At 70.4% G+C, this 15,408-nt stretch carries 20 protein-coding genes and 1 pseudogene; 9 read left to right on the top strand and 12 right to left on the bottom strand.

Features of this window, described 5'->3' with window-relative positions:
• The 3 genes from IEY81_RS08425 to IEY81_RS08415 are packed head-to-tail and all read right to left on the bottom strand — an operon-like array spanning position 1 to position 2,665.
• Entirely contained in the window at positions 1–657 is a 657-nt protein-coding gene (locus IEY81_RS08425) for a response regulator (RefSeq protein WP_268244490.1), read from the bottom strand.
• On the bottom strand, positions 654–1,814 hold the full coding sequence (locus IEY81_RS08420) for a sensor histidine kinase (RefSeq protein ID WP_189118026.1): 1,161 nt from the start codon (positions 1,812–1,814) through the stop codon (positions 654–656). Before IEY81_RS08420 ends, IEY81_RS08425 begins: the two co-directional genes overlap by 4 nt.
• Entirely contained in the window at positions 1,811–2,665 is an 855-nt protein-coding gene (locus tag IEY81_RS08415; protein ID WP_189118025.1) for a CPBP family intramembrane glutamic endopeptidase, read from the bottom strand. The genes IEY81_RS08420 and IEY81_RS08415 overlap by 4 nt, the downstream gene beginning before the upstream one ends.
• A gap of 189 nt (positions 2,666–2,854) precedes the next feature.
• On the opposite strand from IEY81_RS08415, the gene IEY81_RS08410 reads away from it, so the two are divergent.
• On the top strand, positions 2,855–3,625 hold the full coding sequence (locus tag IEY81_RS08410; protein WP_189118024.1) for a CPBP family intramembrane glutamic endopeptidase: 771 nt from the start codon (positions 2,855–2,857) through the stop codon (positions 3,623–3,625).
• Here IEY81_RS08410 and IEY81_RS08405 read toward each other — a convergent pair.
• Positions 3,606–4,487, bottom strand: coding sequence for a carbohydrate kinase family protein (locus tag IEY81_RS08405; RefSeq protein WP_189118023.1), 882 nt, complete (start codon positions 4,485–4,487; stop codon positions 3,606–3,608). The genes IEY81_RS08410 and IEY81_RS08405 overlap by 20 nt on opposite strands.
• 88 nt (positions 4,488–4,575) lie before the next feature.
• On the opposite strand from IEY81_RS08405, the gene IEY81_RS08400 reads away from it, so the two are divergent.
• Positions 4,576–5,211, top strand: coding sequence for a dihydrofolate reductase family protein (locus IEY81_RS08400; RefSeq protein ID WP_189118022.1), 636 nt, complete (start codon positions 4,576–4,578; stop codon positions 5,209–5,211).
• On the opposite strand, the gene IEY81_RS08395 is transcribed toward IEY81_RS08400, so the two are convergent.
• Positions 5,200–5,652: a GNAT family N-acetyltransferase gene (locus IEY81_RS08395; protein ID WP_189118021.1), complete on the bottom strand. Its 453-nt coding sequence runs from the start codon at positions 5,650–5,652 to the stop codon at positions 5,200–5,202. The two genes, IEY81_RS08400 and IEY81_RS08395, sit on opposite strands and share 12 nt — an antisense overlap.
• A gap of 107 nt (positions 5,653–5,759) precedes the next feature.
• Between IEY81_RS08395 and arr the strand changes: the two genes are divergently transcribed.
• On the top strand, positions 5,760–6,179 hold the full coding sequence (gene arr, locus IEY81_RS08390; protein ID WP_189118020.1) for an NAD(+)--rifampin ADP-ribosyltransferase: 420 nt from the start codon (positions 5,760–5,762) through the stop codon (positions 6,177–6,179).
• Positions 6,180–6,199: 20 nt separating this feature from the next.
• A complete protein-coding gene (locus tag IEY81_RS08385) occupies positions 6,200–6,952 on the top strand; it encodes a dienelactone hydrolase family protein (RefSeq protein WP_189118019.1) in 753 nt (250 codons plus the stop codon).
• 6 nt (positions 6,953–6,958) lie between these two features.
• Here IEY81_RS08385 and IEY81_RS08380 read toward each other — a convergent pair whose 3' ends face one another.
• The 3 genes from IEY81_RS08380 to IEY81_RS08370 all read right to left on the bottom strand — a co-directional run bounded on the left by IEY81_RS08380 (position 6,959) and on the right by IEY81_RS08370 (position 8,408).
• Positions 6,959–7,288 (bottom strand): nuclear transport factor 2 family protein, encoded by a 330-nt coding sequence (locus tag IEY81_RS08380; protein WP_189118018.1) that lies wholly within the window; start codon positions 7,286–7,288, stop codon positions 6,959–6,961.
• A gap of 75 nt (positions 7,289–7,363) precedes the next feature.
• Positions 7,364–7,693 carry a branched-chain amino acid transporter permease gene (locus IEY81_RS08375; RefSeq protein WP_189118017.1) on the bottom strand — a complete coding sequence of 110 codons (330 nt, stop codon included), beginning with the start codon at positions 7,691–7,693 and terminating at the stop codon, positions 7,364–7,366.
• Positions 7,686–8,408, bottom strand: coding sequence for an AzlC family ABC transporter permease (locus tag IEY81_RS08370; RefSeq protein WP_229787590.1), 723 nt, complete (start codon positions 8,406–8,408; stop codon positions 7,686–7,688). Before IEY81_RS08370 ends, IEY81_RS08375 begins: the two co-directional genes overlap by 8 nt.
• Positions 8,409–8,477: 69 nt before the next feature.
• Between IEY81_RS08370 and IEY81_RS08365 the strand changes: the two genes are divergently transcribed.
• Entirely contained in the window at positions 8,478–8,930 is a 453-nt protein-coding gene (locus IEY81_RS08365) for an Lrp/AsnC family transcriptional regulator (RefSeq protein ID WP_189118015.1), read from the top strand.
• On the opposite strand, the gene IEY81_RS08360 is transcribed toward IEY81_RS08365, so the two are convergent.
• Complete coding sequence (locus IEY81_RS08360; protein ID WP_189118014.1) at positions 8,920–9,699, bottom strand: helix-turn-helix transcriptional regulator; 780 nt, start codon at positions 9,697–9,699, stop codon at positions 8,920–8,922. The two genes, IEY81_RS08365 and IEY81_RS08360, sit on opposite strands and share 11 nt — an antisense overlap.
• A 115-nt stretch (positions 9,700–9,814) precedes the next feature.
• Here IEY81_RS08360 and IEY81_RS08355 point away from each other — a divergent pair, with 115 nt between their 5' ends.
• Together IEY81_RS08355 and IEY81_RS08350 are read left to right on the top strand one after the other, a co-directional pair.
• Entirely contained in the window at positions 9,815–10,165 is a 351-nt protein-coding gene (locus IEY81_RS08355; RefSeq protein ID WP_189118013.1) for a nuclear transport factor 2 family protein, read from the top strand.
• Between the two features lie 15 nt (positions 10,166–10,180).
• Positions 10,181–10,756: pseudogene (locus tag IEY81_RS08350) on the top strand (oxidoreductase); the annotation flags it as partial.
• Between the two features lie 34 nt (positions 10,757–10,790).
• On the opposite strand, the gene IEY81_RS08345 reads toward IEY81_RS08350, so the two are convergent.
• Positions 10,791–11,657, bottom strand: a complete 867-nt coding sequence (locus IEY81_RS08345) for an SDR family NAD(P)-dependent oxidoreductase (RefSeq protein ID WP_189118012.1) — start codon at positions 11,655–11,657, stop codon at positions 10,791–10,793.
• A 170-nt stretch (positions 11,658–11,827) separates the two neighbouring features.
• Here IEY81_RS08345 and IEY81_RS08340 point away from each other — a divergent pair, with 170 nt between their 5' ends.
• A complete protein-coding gene (locus IEY81_RS08340) occupies positions 11,828–12,709 on the top strand; it encodes a helix-turn-helix transcriptional regulator (RefSeq protein WP_189118011.1) in 882 nt (293 codons plus the stop codon).
• On the opposite strand, the gene IEY81_RS08335 is transcribed toward IEY81_RS08340, so the two are convergent.
• Together IEY81_RS08335 and IEY81_RS08330 are read right to left on the bottom strand one after the other, a co-directional pair.
• Positions 12,684–13,331, bottom strand: coding sequence for a DUF6518 family protein (locus tag IEY81_RS08335; RefSeq protein ID WP_229787540.1), 648 nt, complete (start codon positions 13,329–13,331; stop codon positions 12,684–12,686). The two genes, IEY81_RS08340 and IEY81_RS08335, sit on opposite strands and share 26 nt — an antisense overlap.
• 161 nt (positions 13,332–13,492) lie before the next feature.
• Positions 13,493–14,686 carry an MFS transporter gene (locus tag IEY81_RS08330; RefSeq protein WP_229787539.1) on the bottom strand — a complete coding sequence of 398 codons (1,194 nt, stop codon included), beginning with the start codon at positions 14,684–14,686 and terminating at the stop codon, positions 13,493–13,495.
• An 84-nt stretch (positions 14,687–14,770) separates the two neighbouring features.
• Here IEY81_RS08330 and IEY81_RS08325 point away from each other — a divergent pair, with 84 nt between their 5' ends.
• Entirely contained in the window at positions 14,771–15,406 is a 636-nt protein-coding gene (locus IEY81_RS08325; protein ID WP_229787537.1) for a TetR/AcrR family transcriptional regulator, read from the top strand.
• Positions 15,407–15,408 lie beyond the last annotated feature (2 nt).

Below are 15,408 nucleotides of genomic sequence, written 5' to 3'. Positions count from 1 at the left end.
TCAGCCCACCAGGCCGTTGCGGTAGGCGTAGACCACGATCTGGACGCGGTCGCGCAGGTCGAGCTTGGTGAGGATGCGGGAGACGAAGGTCTTCACGGTCTGCTGGCTCAGCACGAGCACGTCGGCGATCTCGGCGTTGGACAGCCCCTCGGCGACCAGCCGGAGCACCTCGGTCTCGCGCGGGCTCAGCGCTGAGTCGCTGCGGTTGCTCGTCGCCGGACGGATCCGGTCGGCGTAGGAGCCGACGAGCTTCCGGGTCACCTCGGGGTCGATCAGCGCGGCACCCGAGGCCACCGTCCGGATCGCGTGCAGGAGCTGGGACGGCGGCGCGTCCTTCAGCAGGAATCCGCTCGCTCCGGCGCGGAGCGCCTCGTAGACGTACTCGTCCAGGTTGAACGTCGTCACGACGAGCACCTTGACCGGTTCGCTCACCGAGGCCCCGGCGATGCGCCGGGTCGCCTCGATGCCGTCGAGGTCGGGCATCCGGATGTCCATGACGACCACGTCGGGACGCAGCGTGCGCGCCAGCTCGACCGCGGCCACCCCGTCGCCGCACTCCCCGACCACTTCGAGATCGTCCTGCGCGTCGATGATCGTGGTCAGCCCTGCGCGGATCATCGCCTGGTCGTCGCAGACCAGGACCCGGACGGCGCTCACGACCTGCTCCCTGCGGGGATGCGGGCGCTCACCACGAACCCGTCGCGGCGTCCGGAGGCCTCGAAGTCGCCGCCGAGCAGTGCGACGCGCTCCCGCAGGCCCGCCAGACCGCGGCCGCCCTCGGCGCCTCCGGGCGTGGCGGCAGGCACCGCACCGGAGGTGCTGACCCGCACCACGATCTCGGCCTCGTCGTAGCGCACATCCACCTGCGTACGCCTGCCGTGGGCGTGCTTGAGCGCGTTGGTCAGTCCTTCCTGGACCACCCGGTAGGCGACGAGCTCGGCACCGCCGGGCGTCGACGCGGGCGATCCCTCGCGAGCGAGGTCGACGGGCTGACCGGCCCGTCTGGCCTGCTCGACCAGGTTCTCCACGCCCTGGACCGACGGAGTCCGCTCGCCCGCACCGTGGTCGGGGTCGAGCAGACCGAGGAGGTGCCGTAGGTCCGTGATCGCGCGCCGGCCGGTGCCGGCGACGTCGGAGAGGTTCTGGGCGAGCCGGTCGGGCGACTTCGTGAGGTATTGCGCGGCCTCGGCCTGCAGCACCATCGCGGTGACGTGGTGGGTGACGACGTCGTGCAGCTCGCGGGCGATCCGGGCGCGCTCTGCGGCGCGGGTCTCCTCGGCGATCCGACGTCGCCGTTCCTCCTCGGCCTGCCGCCTCGCCCGCAGCCACGAGCCGACGATCCAGAGCATCGCGAGCACGCCGTAGAACGTCACGAACTCCATCGCCGTCTCGCTCCCCCGCCCGACCACGTAGAGCGCCACCGCGAACAGGACGTACGCCGCGGAGAGCAACGCGATCGCCAGGCGTCGGCGCGCGTCCAGGTAGGCGCTGACGCAGAGCACCGAGACCGGCAGCGCCAGGGTTGCGACGGAGTGGAAGGCGAGCAGCTGGTCGGCCGCGAACCCGCCGGAGACCAGCACCAGGCAGGCCAGCGGGCGGCTGCGCAGCAGGGCGAGCGGCAGGCACTCGGCCACGATGATCACCGCGCTCACGCCGTCGAACGGCCGCGATGGCAGGCCACCGAGCTCGGTGCCGGTGCCGTAGGGAGCCAGGACCAGCGACACGGTCAGCACGAGCAGAGCCAGCGGAAGGTCCCGGACGGCGACGTCGCGTCCGCGCCACCCGTCCAGGACCCGGCGTACGGTGCTCGTCACCGGGGCAGTGTAGCGACGGGTTCCGCACCCGCGACCGGCTCGGCGGGACGCTTGCTGCGGCGCATCGCGAGCACTCGGCCGCGCCGCTTGGCCACGCAGAGGAAGGCGATGGTCACCAGACCGCAGCCCACCAGTGTGTAGATGCTGCCCTCCGGGCCCAGGCCACCACCGGTGACGAGGCTCGGCCCCGAGGTCACCGACTCGAGCAGTCCGGGCGGGGTGTCGTTGCCGGAGACCTCGGTGCTGAAGATGCCACCGGCGGCGAAGTTCCAGCCGAAGTGGACGCCGATGGGCACCCACAGGTTGCGCGCCATGACGTAGGCGGAGGTGAGCATCAGGCCGCCGGTGAGCGCGATGATCAGCGCACCCCACCAGTCGGCGTTCGGGTTGAGGATGTGGCTGAGACCGAACAGCGCGCTGACCACGACCACGGCGACCCAGGTGCCGGTCCAGTGCTCGAGCCGACGGAAGAGCACCCCGCGGTACAGCACCTCCTCGGTCGCGGCCGCGGCCGCCATGAACCCGAACAGGCCGGCGGCGGCGGACACCGAACCCATCCCGCGCACCTCGTAGAAGCCGAGGAAGTAGATGTTGGAGATGACGAAACCGAACACCCCCACACCCAGCAGAGTCGACAGCACCAGCTTGGTCGCGGCACCGCCCGGAGCGACCTCCGAGACCTCCCGTCGTTCGGTCCACCGGACGACCAGCCCGTAGACGAGCACCGCGAGCGCAGCAGTGACGACGCCGACGACGAGGCACAGCCACGGCCTGTCGTCGAGCGCGAGCACGATCCGGCCCCCGACCGCCGCGACCGCGATCGCGGCCAGGAACTGCCAGACGAACTTCATGAGAACTCCCTCGGAGATGACGCGAGCCGTACGCCCGCGACCGACCCGGAACGCTACGGACCGCGCACCTCCGCGTCGTCACGCTCGGGAGGTCACTTGCGTGTAGCTCTCACGGGGGACAACACGAGGGGTCATCCGCGGACGTGAAAAGACGTTGTCCGCCTCGGGGACCTTTGCCAGTCTCGGCCCATGACGACGACCGCGCAGTCCGCGCTCACGCCAGCCTCCACCCGCCGTGTCGCACTCACCCTGACCGTCTGGCTGGTCGCCTCTCTGGTCGCCGCTGTCGCCCTGTTGGCGATCCAGCCGATGACATCCCTCGACATGGAGGCGTTCTCGCTGGTGATGCTCGCGCCGGCCATCGGTGCGGCAGCGGCGTGGCCCCTGATCCGTGGCCGCGGGCCTTGGACGCTGCCGACGGTCGCCTCCCCCGCGCTGACCGTCTCCCTGCTGCTGGCGCTGGCGGTGGTCGCCGCGTACTTTGCGGTGATCTCGGTCGCCCGGGGCAGCGCACCGTCGGCGCCCGGCCACGTCGGCGGCGTGCCGATCGTCGTCTTCCTCCTGCTGCAGACGCTCGGCGCCCTCACCGAGGAGATCGGGTTCCGCGGCGTGCTGCTCCACGGCCTGCAGCGCTGGCTCTCCCGCCCGACAGCCGCCGTCCTCACCGGTGTGCTGTTCGGCCTGTGGCACGTCCAGTACTACGCCCTCCCGCCGCTCCAGCTCGCCGCGTTCGTCGTCGGCACCGTCGCACTGACCCTGACGATGGCGTACGTCATGGTCGGCTCGTTCTGGCAGCGGATGGCGTCCTGCACCCTCATCCACCTCGGCGCCAACCTCGCGCTCGCCTTCGTCGGCGACGACGAGATCGCGATGACCACCTTCGCCGGCGCGATCGTGGTCGGTGCAATGGTCGCCGCGCTCCTGACGTTCGCTCGTCGCGTCAGAGGAAACGCGGACTGACGCTCTGGGCCAGCGCCGGATGAAGATGCTCCGACTCGACTGCGACCCGCGCCTGCGCCACGGCTGCGTCGAGCGCCGCGCCCACTGAAGTCGTACGAAGCCGCGCGGCCAGGAAGCCTGCCATGAACGCATCGCCGGCACCGTTCGTGTCGACCACGGTCGCCGGCGTCGCAGCCACCTCGTGGCGGGTTCCGTCTGCCTCCAGCGCGATCGCGCCCTCCGCCCCGAGCGTGCACAACGCCAGGCGGGGCCCGCGATCGAGACACGACTCCATCAGCACCCAAGGATCCTCGACCGCGTCGTCATTCATGAAGACCACATCGGCAGCGCGAAGAAAGGGCTCATGGAACGCCGCTGTGCCGTCGTAGTCGTGCAGGTCCGTCCACAGCGGCGTCCGCGGCTCGGGCATGGCGTCGAGCACCAGTCGGCCGAGCTCACTGAGATCGATGACGGCGAGGTCAGCGGCGCCGACCGCGCCGGCGGCTGCCCTCACGGCGTCGTCGGTCGGGGGTGAGGGCGTCGAGACGTACAACGAGATGCGGCCGCCGTCGGCCATCAGGTTCACGTGCTGCTCGGTCTGCTCGCTGTCGACCGTCTCGACGACGACGCCGGCCTCCCTGAGGTGCTCGCACAGCCGTGCGCCGTCCGCGTCGTCGCCTACGGACGTCCACAGGCGTACGTCGACGTCGAGATCGGACAGGTGCAGCGCCTTGCCCGCGGAGGTGCCGCCGACCGTGTGCCAGGCCCGGCGCGCGAACTGCATGTGGGGCACGGGCTCGGGCAGCTCGTCGAGCGCGATCAGGTGGTTCCAGGAGGCGGGACCGCAGATGACGACGTGGGGGCGGGCGGGCACGTCCGCCATATTGCCATCGCCGGTCCAGCGCCGCGAGCAGTACGCTCGTTCGGACGACGAGCAGACCTCGTCGTCGTCATGGTCCACGGAGGAACCCATGCCACACGCCAGAGTCCACAATTTCTCGATCTCGCTCGACGGCTTCGCGACCGGTGAGCCGCAGTCGCTGGAGGCGCCGTTCGGCCACGCCGGCGAGCGGCTCCACGAATGGATGTTCGCCACCCGCTTCTGGGACGAGTCCGGGTCCGCAGGTGTCGACGACTCGTTCGCGCAGCGCAACACCGTCGGCATCGGCGCCGAGATCATGGGCGCCAACAAGTTCGGCCCGCCGGAGTGGCAGGACGACCCCGAGTGGAAGGGCTGGTGGGGCGACAACCCGCCGTTCCATTCGCCGACCTTCGTCCTCACCCACCGCCCCCGTCCGCCGCTGGCGATGGAGGGCGGCACGACCTACCACTTCCTCGACGCCTCGCCCGCCGAGGCGCTGGCTGCGGCGTTCGAGGCCGCGGACGGGCAGGACGTACGCATCGGCGGCGGCGCCACCGTGGTGCGCGACTTCGTCGCCGCCGGGCTCGTCGACTTCATGCACCTGGTCCAGGTGCCGATCGTCCTCGGCCGCGGCTCACGTGTCTGGGACGGTCTGGAGGCCGTCGAGGACGACTACGGCATCGAGGCCGTCTCGGCCCCCAGCGGCGTCACCCACCTGACCTTCACCAGGAAGTCAGCCGGCTAGCCGCTTCTCCATCAGCACCCGGCGGAAGCCGTCCTCGACGATGAAGCCGAACTCCTGATAGCCGAGCCGCGCGTAGAGCTGCCGGTTCTCGGTCATCAGCTCGTGCGTGTAGAGCTCGACGTACGTCGCGCCGCGCTCCTTCGCCCGCTTCTCGACGTGGTCGATCAGGGCTCGCCCGATCCCCTGTCCCTGATGACCCTGCGCGACCGCGACGTTCTCCAGCAGCTCGCGGTCGCCAGGACGTACGACGACGTAGCCGGCGATCTCGCCGTCGACCGTCGCCACCGAGACCTCTGCGGACGCGATCGCCTCGTCGTAGTCGGCCGTCATCGGTGCGGGCTCGAGACCGATCCGCTCCACGTAGACGCCGTAGGCGGCGAGCGCGATCTCCTTCAGCCGCGGGGCGTCCTGCGGCCGTGCCGGCCGGATCTCGTCGGTCATGGACCCCTGTCCTTCCGCCGCGACCGGATGATGTGCAGGCCGATCGTACGCCCGCCTGCGACCGAAATGAGGCGCGTCGGCCAGAGCGCTGTTGCTAGCCTGCGAGCATGGCTGAGCCGCTCGATGATGGACCCTTCTTCCACGGCACGACGGCCGACCTGAAGGTCGGCGACCTCCTCACCCCCGGGTTCCCGTCGAACTACCGGCCCGAGGTGACGATGAACCACATCTACTTCACCGCGCTGCGCGACGGAGCCGGCCTCGCCGCCGAGCTCGCGGTCGACCTGGCCGACGGGGAGGCCGAGCCGCGGGTCTACCAGGTCGAGCCGACCGGGGAGTTCGAGAACGACCCCAACGTCACCGACAAGAAGTTCCCGGGCAACCCGACCCGTTCCTTCCGCAGCACCGAGCCGCTGCGGATCGTGGCCGAGGTCCTCGACTGGACCCGGCTGACCCCTGAGGCGCTGCAGATGTGGCGCGAGCGCTTGGTCGCCATCCGCACCGAGCGCGCCGAGATCATCAACTGACACCCGACGAGAGAGATCACTTGCCCACGAAGACCGTGCAGATCCCCGCGCAGATCCCCACCGCCGACGGCACGGCGGACGCCTTCGCCGCCTTCCCCGACGACGGGGAGCAGCACCCCGGCGTACTGATGTACGCAGACGCCTTCGGCATCCGGCCGGTCATCCGCGAGATGGCCGGTGAGCTCGCCTCGCACGGTTACTACGTGCTGGTGCCGAACTTCTTCTACCGCGAAGGACCCGCACCTGTCGTCGAGCTCCCCGACCACATCGGCGAGGACGTCCGGCCTGGTCTGATCGACCGGTTCATGCCGCTGATCGGAGCCCACACCGTCGAGCGTACGCTGAGCGACGCCGGGGCCTACCTCGACCACCTCCGCGCCCAGCCCGAGGTCGGCGACGGGCCGGTCGGGGTGACCGGCTACTGCATCGGCGGTCTCCTCGCCGTACGCACCGCCGCGGCCCACCCGGACCAGGTGGCTGCCGTCGCCGGGTTCCACGCGCCGGTGAACGCGGACGGTCCGGAGACCTTCCAGCGGCTGCGCGCCCGCGCCCACTTCGGCCACGCCGCGAGCGACCTGACCGAGGAGTCGCTGGCGGAGCTCAACCAGGCGCTCGACGACGCCGGCGTCGACCACACCTCCGAGATCTACCCCGAGACCGTCCACGGCTTCACCATGTCGGACACCGACGCGTACGACCCGGCCGGGCTGAAGCGTCACTGGGACCGTCTGCTCCCGCTCCTCGACACCGTCCTTGGCGGCGGGCGAGGCTGAGCGGGGTCAGCCCTCGCGGATGGTCATCCGGGTGATCTTGTCGCCCTCGACGTCGAAGTCGAACTTCGAACGGCCGTTGGCGTGGGTGGAGCGCCAGTCGCCGACGACGGTGATGGTGCCGTTCTCGGTGCGCACCTCCTCGACGGTGAGCGTGCCGTTCGCGCCGATGAACTCGTTGTCGCTCCACGCCTTGATCTGATCGCGCCCGGTGAAGACCCGGCCCCAGTCGTCGACGGCACCACCCTCGGTGAAGGCGTCGAGGAACGCGGGCTCGTCGTGGCGGTTGACGGCCTCGATGAAGGCCGCCACCGGCTCGGGGATCGTCTGCTCTGTCATGTGCGCACTCCTCCGACGGACGTTCGGACCCCAGCAGCGTACGTCCTGATCCGGCTCGGGTCGCGGCGAAACGAGTCAGGCGGCGATGAACGAGGTGACCAGGACGTACGCGGCGGTGCCGGCGAAGATGCTCAGCGTCATGCTGCCGCGCCACAGGTGCAGCCCGACGGTGATCGCGAGGGCGAGCGCGGCCGGGCCGGCCGAGACGAGCACGGTCGGGTCGGTGTCGCGGAGGGCGTAGACGGTCAGGATGACCATCGCTCCGACCGGCATCCGCTCGCCGACGTGGGCCAGCAGCGCGCTGTGCCGCAGAGGCGCGAGCATCGCGAACGGTGCCGCGCGGAGCAGCCAGGTGACCGCCGCCGAGACGACGATGCCGGACAGGATGTAGACGGGATCAGACACCGTGGCGCCTCCGGGTGGAGAGGACGTACGAACCGACGAGAGCGGCCACGAACATGCCCATCGCGATCAGCAGCATGTTCTCGCGCGAGATCAGGGCGGCGACGATCGCGCAGCCGAAGGCGAGCACCGGCACCGGCAGCGACCGCCGGACCTTGTACGCCTCCAGCCCCAGCACCACGAACAGCGCCGTGACGGCGAACTCGAGCCCGACGACCTGCGCCGGGATCAGCGACCCCAGCCCGGCGCCGATCGCCACGAAGACCACCCAGGCGACGTGGAAGAGGGCCTGGATGCTGAGGATGCGAGCGCGGGACCACGACGCGGACTCGGGCGTCGCGGTGAGAGCGTAGACCTCGTCGGTCAGCGCGAAGGTGCTGTAGGCCTTCCAGCCGCCGCCGTGGACCCGGTGCAGCGGGAAGGAGATCGCGTAGAAGACGTGGCGGAAGTTCACCAGCAGCGTGCTGACCGCGATCTGGGCGAGGGGCGCCGCGGCAGCCAGCAGACCGATGAGCAGGAACTCCATCGTCCCGGCGAACACGACGGCGCCCAGCACCGGCGCCCACCACCAGGCGAAGCCGGTGTGGACGACGAGCACACCCAGGGCCAGCCCCAGCGGCAGCACGGCGACGCACGCCGGCAGCACGGTCCGCCATCCTGCGACGACCTCCTCGCGGGTGCTCGGCTGCTCTCGTGAGGCCGTCTCCATCTCCAACATCTGCACAGCGCAAGTCTAGGAAAGTCTGATCGCGCATGGGTTGCCGATCGGCGATGCTAAATTGGCCGAATGCGCAACGATCAGTCTATTGATGACCTGGATCGAGCAATCATTGCCGAACTGGAGAATGATGCCCGACTGAGCAACGCGGAGCTCGCCCGGCGGGTCGGGCTGACCCCTGCGCCCTGCCTCCGGCGCGTGCAACGGCTGGAGAGCGAGGGCGTGATCCGCGGCTACCACGCCAGCATCGACCCGAAGAGCGGCGGCCGCGGGTTCGAAGTCATCGTCGCCCTCGACATCGCCGTCAACGACGCCAAGACCATCGAGGACTTCGAGGCCGCAGCGGTCGCGATCCCCGAGGTCACCGAGATGCGCCGCATGCTCGGCCAGCCGGACTACTACCTGCGGGTCCAGGTCGCCGACCCCGAGGCGTACGAGCGGTTGATCCTCGGCACCATCTCCCGCCTGCCCGCCGTCAACCGGCTGCTCTCCCACCAGACGATGCGGCTGATCAAGGGCTGAGCAGCCGCCGCGTCCGCTCGTCGGCGGGCACGAAGGTCTCCAGGTGGAGGCCGTCGAGGGTCACGTCGGAGGCGTTCTCGATTTGGCCGGCGACGCTGAAGAAGCAGAGGACGTCGCCGCCCGTCTCGATCTCCATCCGGACCACCGGGTCGGCCACGGGCCGCGCCGACGGCTGGTCGGCGGCGTAGGCCGTGACCTCGTCCCGCAGCGCGACCAGGGACTGGTCGCCGCCGGTGTGCGCGATGCGGCGGTCGAGCTGCTGGAGCAGGTGGGTACGCCAGACGGGGAGGTTGCGGATGCGCTGGGCGAGTCCTCGCGGGTGGAGGCAGAGCCGGATCACGTTCAGCGGAGGCTCGAGCAGGTCGGCGTCGCAACCGTCGAGCAGCATGTGAACGGGACCGTTGGCGTCGACGACATCCCAGCGGTCGTCGAGGAGCAGGGCCGGGTAGGGCTCGTGGGCGTCCAGCAAGCGCCGCAGACCCGCCATCACCTCGGCCAGCGCATCGTCGTCGGTGGAGCGCTGGGGATGGCGAGGCGCGAACCCACCGGCGAGCAGGAGCCGGTTCTGCTCGGCCATCGGCACCTCCATCACCTCGGCCAGCCGAAGGATCATCTCCGGCGTCGGCCGGGAGCGACCGTTCTCGACGTAGCTCACGTGTCTGGTGCTCACCTCGGCCCGGGCGGCGAGCGCGAGCTGGCTCAGCCGACGCAGCTCGCGCCAGCGACGGAGCTCGCTGCCGACGAAGGACGGCGTCACGGTTGCGGTCACGGCTCGAGGCTAGTCACCCCGGGTCTCGGCGGCCATGACCTCTGAGGTCATCGACTGATGCACCGGCGGGCGGCGAACCTTCTTCCACGAACCCCGTCGAGAGAAGGAAGAGACCATGAACGACATCGTGACGCGCTACCTCGAGACCTGGAACGCCACGGACGAGCGGCTTCCCGAGCTGCTCGCCGAGCACTGGTCCGAGGACTGCCTCTACGTCGACCCGCTCGCCGTGGCCGAGGGCCGGGAGGCTGTCGCGGCGACCGTCCGCGCCGCCCGCGCGCAGTTCCCCGACTTCGTCTTCACCCCGGTCGGCGCGGTCGACGCCCACCACCAGCAGGCCCGCTTCCAGTGGGGTCTCGGGCCGGCCGGCGAGGAGCCGGTCATCGTCGGCTTCGACGTGGTCGTCGTCGATGCGGAGCAGCGCATCCAGGACGTACGCGGGTTCCTCGACAAGGTGCCCGCGTGAGCCACCGCCGACGGTTTCGAGATGCAGTTCGGCACCAACCACCTCGGCCACTTCGCCCTCACCGGACTTCTGCTGGACAACCTGCTGCCCGTGCCCGGCTCCCGGGTCGTCACGGTGAGCAGCATGGGCCACCGGATCAGGGCCGACATCCACTTCGACGACCTGCAGTGGGACCGTTCCTACGACCGGGTCGCTGCGTACGGCCAGGCCAAGCTCGCCAACCTGATGTTCACCTACGAGCTCCAGCGCCGGCTCTCCGGCCGCGGCACCACGACCGCTGTCGCCGCCCACCCCGGAGTCTCGGCGACCGAGCTCGCTCGCCACGCCCCTGCCGCTGTCAGGCTGCTCTTCACGGCGCTGGGCCCGCTGATCACCCAGCCGGCAGCCATGGGCGCCCTGCCCACCCTGCGCGCCGCCACCGACCCGGCCGTCATGGGTGGTCAGTACTACGGACCCAGCAGCCGCGGCGAGCTCCGTGGCCACCCGAAGCCGGTCACCTCCAGCCCCGCCTCCTACGACCTGCAGACCCAGCAGCGGCTGTGGACCGTCTCCGAGGAGCTCACCGGCGTACGTTTCCCGATCGAGAGCTGAGCCGGGGCGCCCGCGGCCTCCCCGGCTCCGTCGACTATCGCTGAGCCAGCTCCGCGATGTCGGTCGTCTCGGCGAGCTTCCTTCCCGCCTCGATGTCGTTCCTGAGCGCCTCGACGGCACCGCCGGCGAGGGCGTACGAGTCCGAGCCGAGCAGCTGGTGCAGGGGTGCGGTGCCCGACTCGGCGACGGAGATGATCGCCGCCGCGGCCTTCGCCGGGTCGCCGAGCTGAGTGCCGGGCATCGCCAGGTGGGCGTCGGTCATCTCCCGGATCGCCGCGTAACCCTCGACCGTCGTCGTCGGCAGGCCGAGGGATACGGGGCGCAGGAAGTCGGTCTGCATGTAGCCGGGCTCGATGAGGGTGACGTCGATGCCGAGGTCGGCGACCTCGAGGGCCAGCGAGCTGGTGAGTCCCTCGAGGGCGTACTTGCCGGCGCTGTAGAGCCCCCAGCCCGGGAAGGCGGTGAGTCCGAGGATCGAGGAGACGTTGATGATGTGCCCGCTCCGGGCCCGGCGCATCACCGGGAGCGTCTGTCGCAGGACGTTCCACGCACCGAAGATCTGGACGTCGAACATCTCGCGGGCCTGGACGTCGCTGACCTCCTCGACCGCGGCGAGGAAGCCGTAGCCGGCGTTGTTGACGACCACGTCCAGGGAGCCGAACCGTTCGACGGTCTCGGTCACGGCCCGAGCGACCGCGGCCTCGTCGGTGAGGTCCAGCTCGAAGGTCAGCAGCCGAGAGGTGTCGGTCTCGCCGAGCGACCCGATCAGACGCTGGGCGGAGCGGGTGGTCGCGGCCAGTTTGTCGCCGCGCTCGAGCAGCTGCTTGGCGAGCTCGAGACCGAGGCCGCGGGAGGCTCCGGTGACGAACCAGGTGGCCGGCTTGTCGGTGGGATAGGTCATCGTGATTCCTTTGCTCGACGGAGCCGGCAGCGGTCGCTTCCGGCGTCATCGAGTCTGGTCCCGAAAAGCTGCTGAAAGAGCCGTACAACTGACCCTCGTCGACCTGGGACGAGACTGCCTAGGACTCACAGACCCAGGCGGTACGCAGCACGTTGTGCCACGCTGAGGCCATGTCCGATCGGAACCTCGAGCTGGCCGACTTCCTGCGCCACGCACGGGCGTCGGTCGACCCCTCGCGCACCGGTCTGCCAGCCGACGGCCGCGTACGCCGCGTACCCGGGCTCCGCCGCGAGGAGGTCGCGCTGCTCGCCAGCGTCTCGACCGATTACTACACGCGGCTCGAGCAGGGCCGGCGCATCGTCCCGTCCGGAGCGGTCCTGGACGCGATCGCCCGCGCCCTGCAGCTCGACGACGCCGCGCGCACCCACCTCGGACACCTCGTCGGCACCCCGCTGCCGTCGACCAGCTCGAGGGTTCCGAGCGTCCAACGCGTCCGGCCCGGGCTGCACCAGTTCCTGGAGTCGCTCGACCGGCTGCCCGCCTTCATCACGGGGCGGCGTACCGACATCCTGGCCAGCAACCGGATGGCTCGGGCGCTGCTCGCGGACTTCGAGAACCTCCCGCACCGCGAGCGCAACTACGCGCGTTGGATGCTGCTGAGCGACGAGGCCCGCACCCTCTTCGTCGACTGGGACGTCCAGGCTCGGGCGGCGGTCGAGAGCCTGCGGCTCGACGCCGGCAACAACCCCGACGACCGGGCGACCGCCGAGCTCGTCGAAGAGCTCACCGAGCTGAGCCCCGACTTCCGCCGCTGGTGGCAGGAGCACCGCGTCTTCCAGCGGACCCACGGGACCAAGCGACTCCGCCACCCGATCGCCGGTGAGCTGACCATCTCCTACGAGTCGCTCAGCCTCCCCGGCGACCCCGACCAGACCCTCTTCGTCTACACGACGGAGCCGGGCACGACCGCTCGGCAGGGACTGGACCTGCTGGCGAGCTGGGTGACGTCGGAGAAGCCGCCAGCCGTCAGAGACTCGAGTACGCCACGTTGAACGCCGCAGCCACGGCGGCCGTGCCTGCGACGGCCACGATCAGCGGGACGGCCCCGCGCAGCCTGCGCACGATGCTGCCGACCAGGAGCGCCACGCCCACGACGATGCTCAGGGTCCAGTAGACGGGGCTCGTCGTGTCGGCGACGACCGTCAGCCCGTAGATCCCCTCACCGATGCCGATGCCTGCGAGGAGCGCCGTGCCGAGCGCCATCCGCAGGCCCTGGGCCCGCAGCCAACTGGCGGCGACGCCGACGAACGGCCCGACGATCACGCCGATGACGGAGAACATCAGCGGGTTGTAGTAGAGACCCCGCATCTGGGAGACGACCGCATATCCGACGGTGAGCAGCACGAAGCTCGCCGCCCCGAGCACGGCAGCCAGCAGCCACCGCGGCTTGGCGATGAAGATCAGGACCGCGGTGATGAACGTCCACCCGCTCGCCGAGTTCGCGAACGACCCGAGCGACTCCGGCAGGAACCCCTGCGCGAACGACGTCATCCCGCCGAGCACGAAGCTGGCTCCCGCGACGAAGAGCGCGGCCGCGAGCCCACCACGCAACCCCGAGCCCTCCGTCTTCTCGGCGGAGGAGTCCTTGCTGGCGTACTCGACGTCGTGGTCCACGCGGGGATGCTAGCGGCAGGGGATCGAGCCGTGCGAGGCAGACTCGCCGAGGGCTCAGGAAGCCGCCTGGATCGGCTGGATCGCGTCGAGCTGCGCCTCGATCCGGTCGGTCTCGATGTCGAGGTCGTAGTGATCTTGCACCCACGCGTTAAACGACATGATCACGAAGTTCGGTGTCCGCGTGGCCGAACCACGGCCCCGAGTACAGCAACGGCGGCGGCAGCGAGGAAAGCGACGAGCGGGCTGCCGCGCTCCGAGAGGGCACCGACGAGCGGGGCGCCTGCGGCCTGGCCGAGGGCGAGGACGAGGAAGGCGAGGCCGACTCCGGTCGCGGGCGCGTCCGGGTAGATCTCGGTGCCCCAGATCAGCAGGAACCCGCTCGCCGCGATGTACGAGGCGCCGAAGGCGGCCGCGGCGAGCAGGGCGGTGCCGAGGTTGCCGGGAAGTACGCCGAGCAGGGCGGTCGCCGCACCCATCACCAGGACGGTCGCCGTCCAGCTGTTCCCGATCCCGAAGCGACGACCCAGGTCGCCGGCGGCTGCCCCGAGCACCCCGAAGGTGCCGAGCAGGATCCAGGCGACCGAGGAGGACGACCCGCTCATCCCGCCGCTGGTGACGAGTACGTCCCGGCCGAATGTCCACACGGCCGAGCTCGCGATGCCGAGCAGCGCCGCGGCCGTGATCAGGCTGCCGCTGCCGACCGCCAGGGTCGGCCGCGAACGTCCGGCGGCAGGTCGTACGGAGCGACCCGTCTGTCCGGGAGGGACGGCAAGGGCGGCCCAGAGGGTCGCGAGCGCACAGATGATCGCGAACACGACCCAGGCGGCCCGCCACTGCTCGTGCGTGAGGAGCGCGATCGGACCGGCGACCGCGACGCCGACTCCGGTGCCGGCGTTGATCACTGCCTGCGTACGGTCGCGCAGCTGCTCCCGGACGGTGTGGGCCACCGCGTGAGCCAGCGGCGGTGAGGCCACGCCGGTGCTCGAACCCGCGACGAGCACGCCGGCCGCGAGGACCACGGCCGTCGGCGCGACGGCCACCGTGACCACGCCGACCGTCGCGATCACGCCCGCGGCCACGGCGACGGCCCGCCCACCGAACCGAGGCGTGAGCGCCGTGGCGGCGATGATCGCGACGCAGTAGGAGACGTAGGAGCCGGAGGCGATCACGCCGGCAGTGCCGGCGCCGAGGGCGAACTCGGCGCGGAAATCCGGCACGAACAGGCCGTAGGCGAACCGGGCCATCCCGTAGCAGACGGCGATCAGCGAGAGCCCCGACCCGGTCAGCCACAGGGTGTGCCGCCGACCGAGAACGGCTCGATGACGCTCCTCGACGGTTGCGTCGGTTCCCTCCACAATCACTCCAATCTCACAGATCTGTGAACTCTCTCCACGGTACGTATACTGATCTGTGAAGTCAACGCGGTCGAGGAGGGCGCATTGAGAACTGACGACGACACCTCTGAAGTGCTGCAGGCACCTCGGCTGACGCCCGGCGCGCGGCGCATCCTGGACGTCGCCTCGGAGCTGTTCTACCGACACGGCATCCACGCGGTCGGGGTCGACACGATCGCCGCCGAGTCCGGCATCACCAAGCGCACCCTCTACGACCGCTTCGGCTCCAAGGACCAGCTCGTCGTCGCCTACCTCCAGGCCCGCCATCAGCGCTGGTGGGAGGAGATGGAAGAGCGCGTCACCCGAGCACCCGACTCACCGGTCCTCGCCCTCTTCGACTCCTACTCCCTCTTCTCGGCACCGACCGACCGCGGCTGTGCCTTCCTCAACGCCGCCGCCGAGCTGGCGAATGACCACCCGGCGTACAAGGTCGTTCGCGCCCACAAGAGAGCCGTGCTCGATCGCCTCGTCGAGCTGGTCTCCCCCGGTCTCGCGGCCGACCAGGATCCGCTCGCGGTCGCCCAGGAGATCTACCTGCTGCTCGAGGGAGCCATCGCCCACCGTGGCGTCGACGGCGACGACCGTCTGCTCGTCCGAGCCCGCGGCCTCTCGCAACGGCTGCTCGAGGACTGCGGAGCGCCATCGGCTCAGGCCGAGCCGGCCGCGACACCTCACAGCTGACC

Origin of the sequence: Nocardioides luteus (assembly GCF_014648595.1) — a bacterium.
GTDB lineage: Bacteria > Actinomycetota > Actinomycetes > Propionibacteriales > Nocardioidaceae > Nocardioides > Nocardioides luteus.
This window is presented reverse-complemented; position numbering and strand designations above follow the sequence as displayed.

Bases quoted from the DNA above. Each gene is read 5' to 3' on its own strand.
- IEY81_RS08415 (WP_189118025.1), bottom strand. From the start codon at position 2,665: ATGAAGTTCGTCTGGCAGTTCCTGGCCGCGATCGCGGTCGCGGCGGTC.
- IEY81_RS08410 (WP_189118024.1), top strand. From the start codon at position 2,855: ATGACGACGACCGCGCAGTCCGCGCTCACGCCAGCCTCCACCCGCCGT.
- IEY81_RS08405 (WP_189118023.1), bottom strand. From the start codon at position 4,487: ATGGCGGACGTGCCCGCCCGCCCCCACGTCGTCATCTGCGGTCCCGCC.
- IEY81_RS08400 (WP_189118022.1), top strand. From the start codon at position 4,576: ATGCCACACGCCAGAGTCCACAATTTCTCGATCTCGCTCGACGGCTTC.
- IEY81_RS08395 (WP_189118021.1), bottom strand. From the start codon at position 5,652: ATGACCGACGAGATCCGGCCGGCACGGCCGCAGGACGCCCCGCGGCTG.
- arr (WP_189118020.1), top strand. From the start codon at position 5,760: ATGGCTGAGCCGCTCGATGATGGACCCTTCTTCCACGGCACGACGGCC.
- IEY81_RS08380 (WP_189118018.1), bottom strand. From the start codon at position 7,288: ATGACAGAGCAGACGATCCCCGAGCCGGTGGCGGCCTTCATCGAGGCC.
- IEY81_RS08370 (WP_229787590.1), bottom strand. From the start codon at position 8,408: ATGTTGGAGATGGAGACGGCCTCACGAGAGCAGCCGAGCACCCGCGAG.
- IEY81_RS08365 (WP_189118015.1), top strand. From the start codon at position 8,478: ATGCGCAACGATCAGTCTATTGATGACCTGGATCGAGCAATCATTGCC.
- IEY81_RS08355 (WP_189118013.1), top strand. From the start codon at position 9,815: ATGAACGACATCGTGACGCGCTACCTCGAGACCTGGAACGCCACGGAC.
- IEY81_RS08345 (WP_189118012.1), bottom strand. From the start codon at position 11,657: ATGACCTATCCCACCGACAAGCCGGCCACCTGGTTCGTCACCGGAGCC.
- IEY81_RS08340 (WP_189118011.1), top strand. From the start codon at position 11,828: ATGTCCGATCGGAACCTCGAGCTGGCCGACTTCCTGCGCCACGCACGG.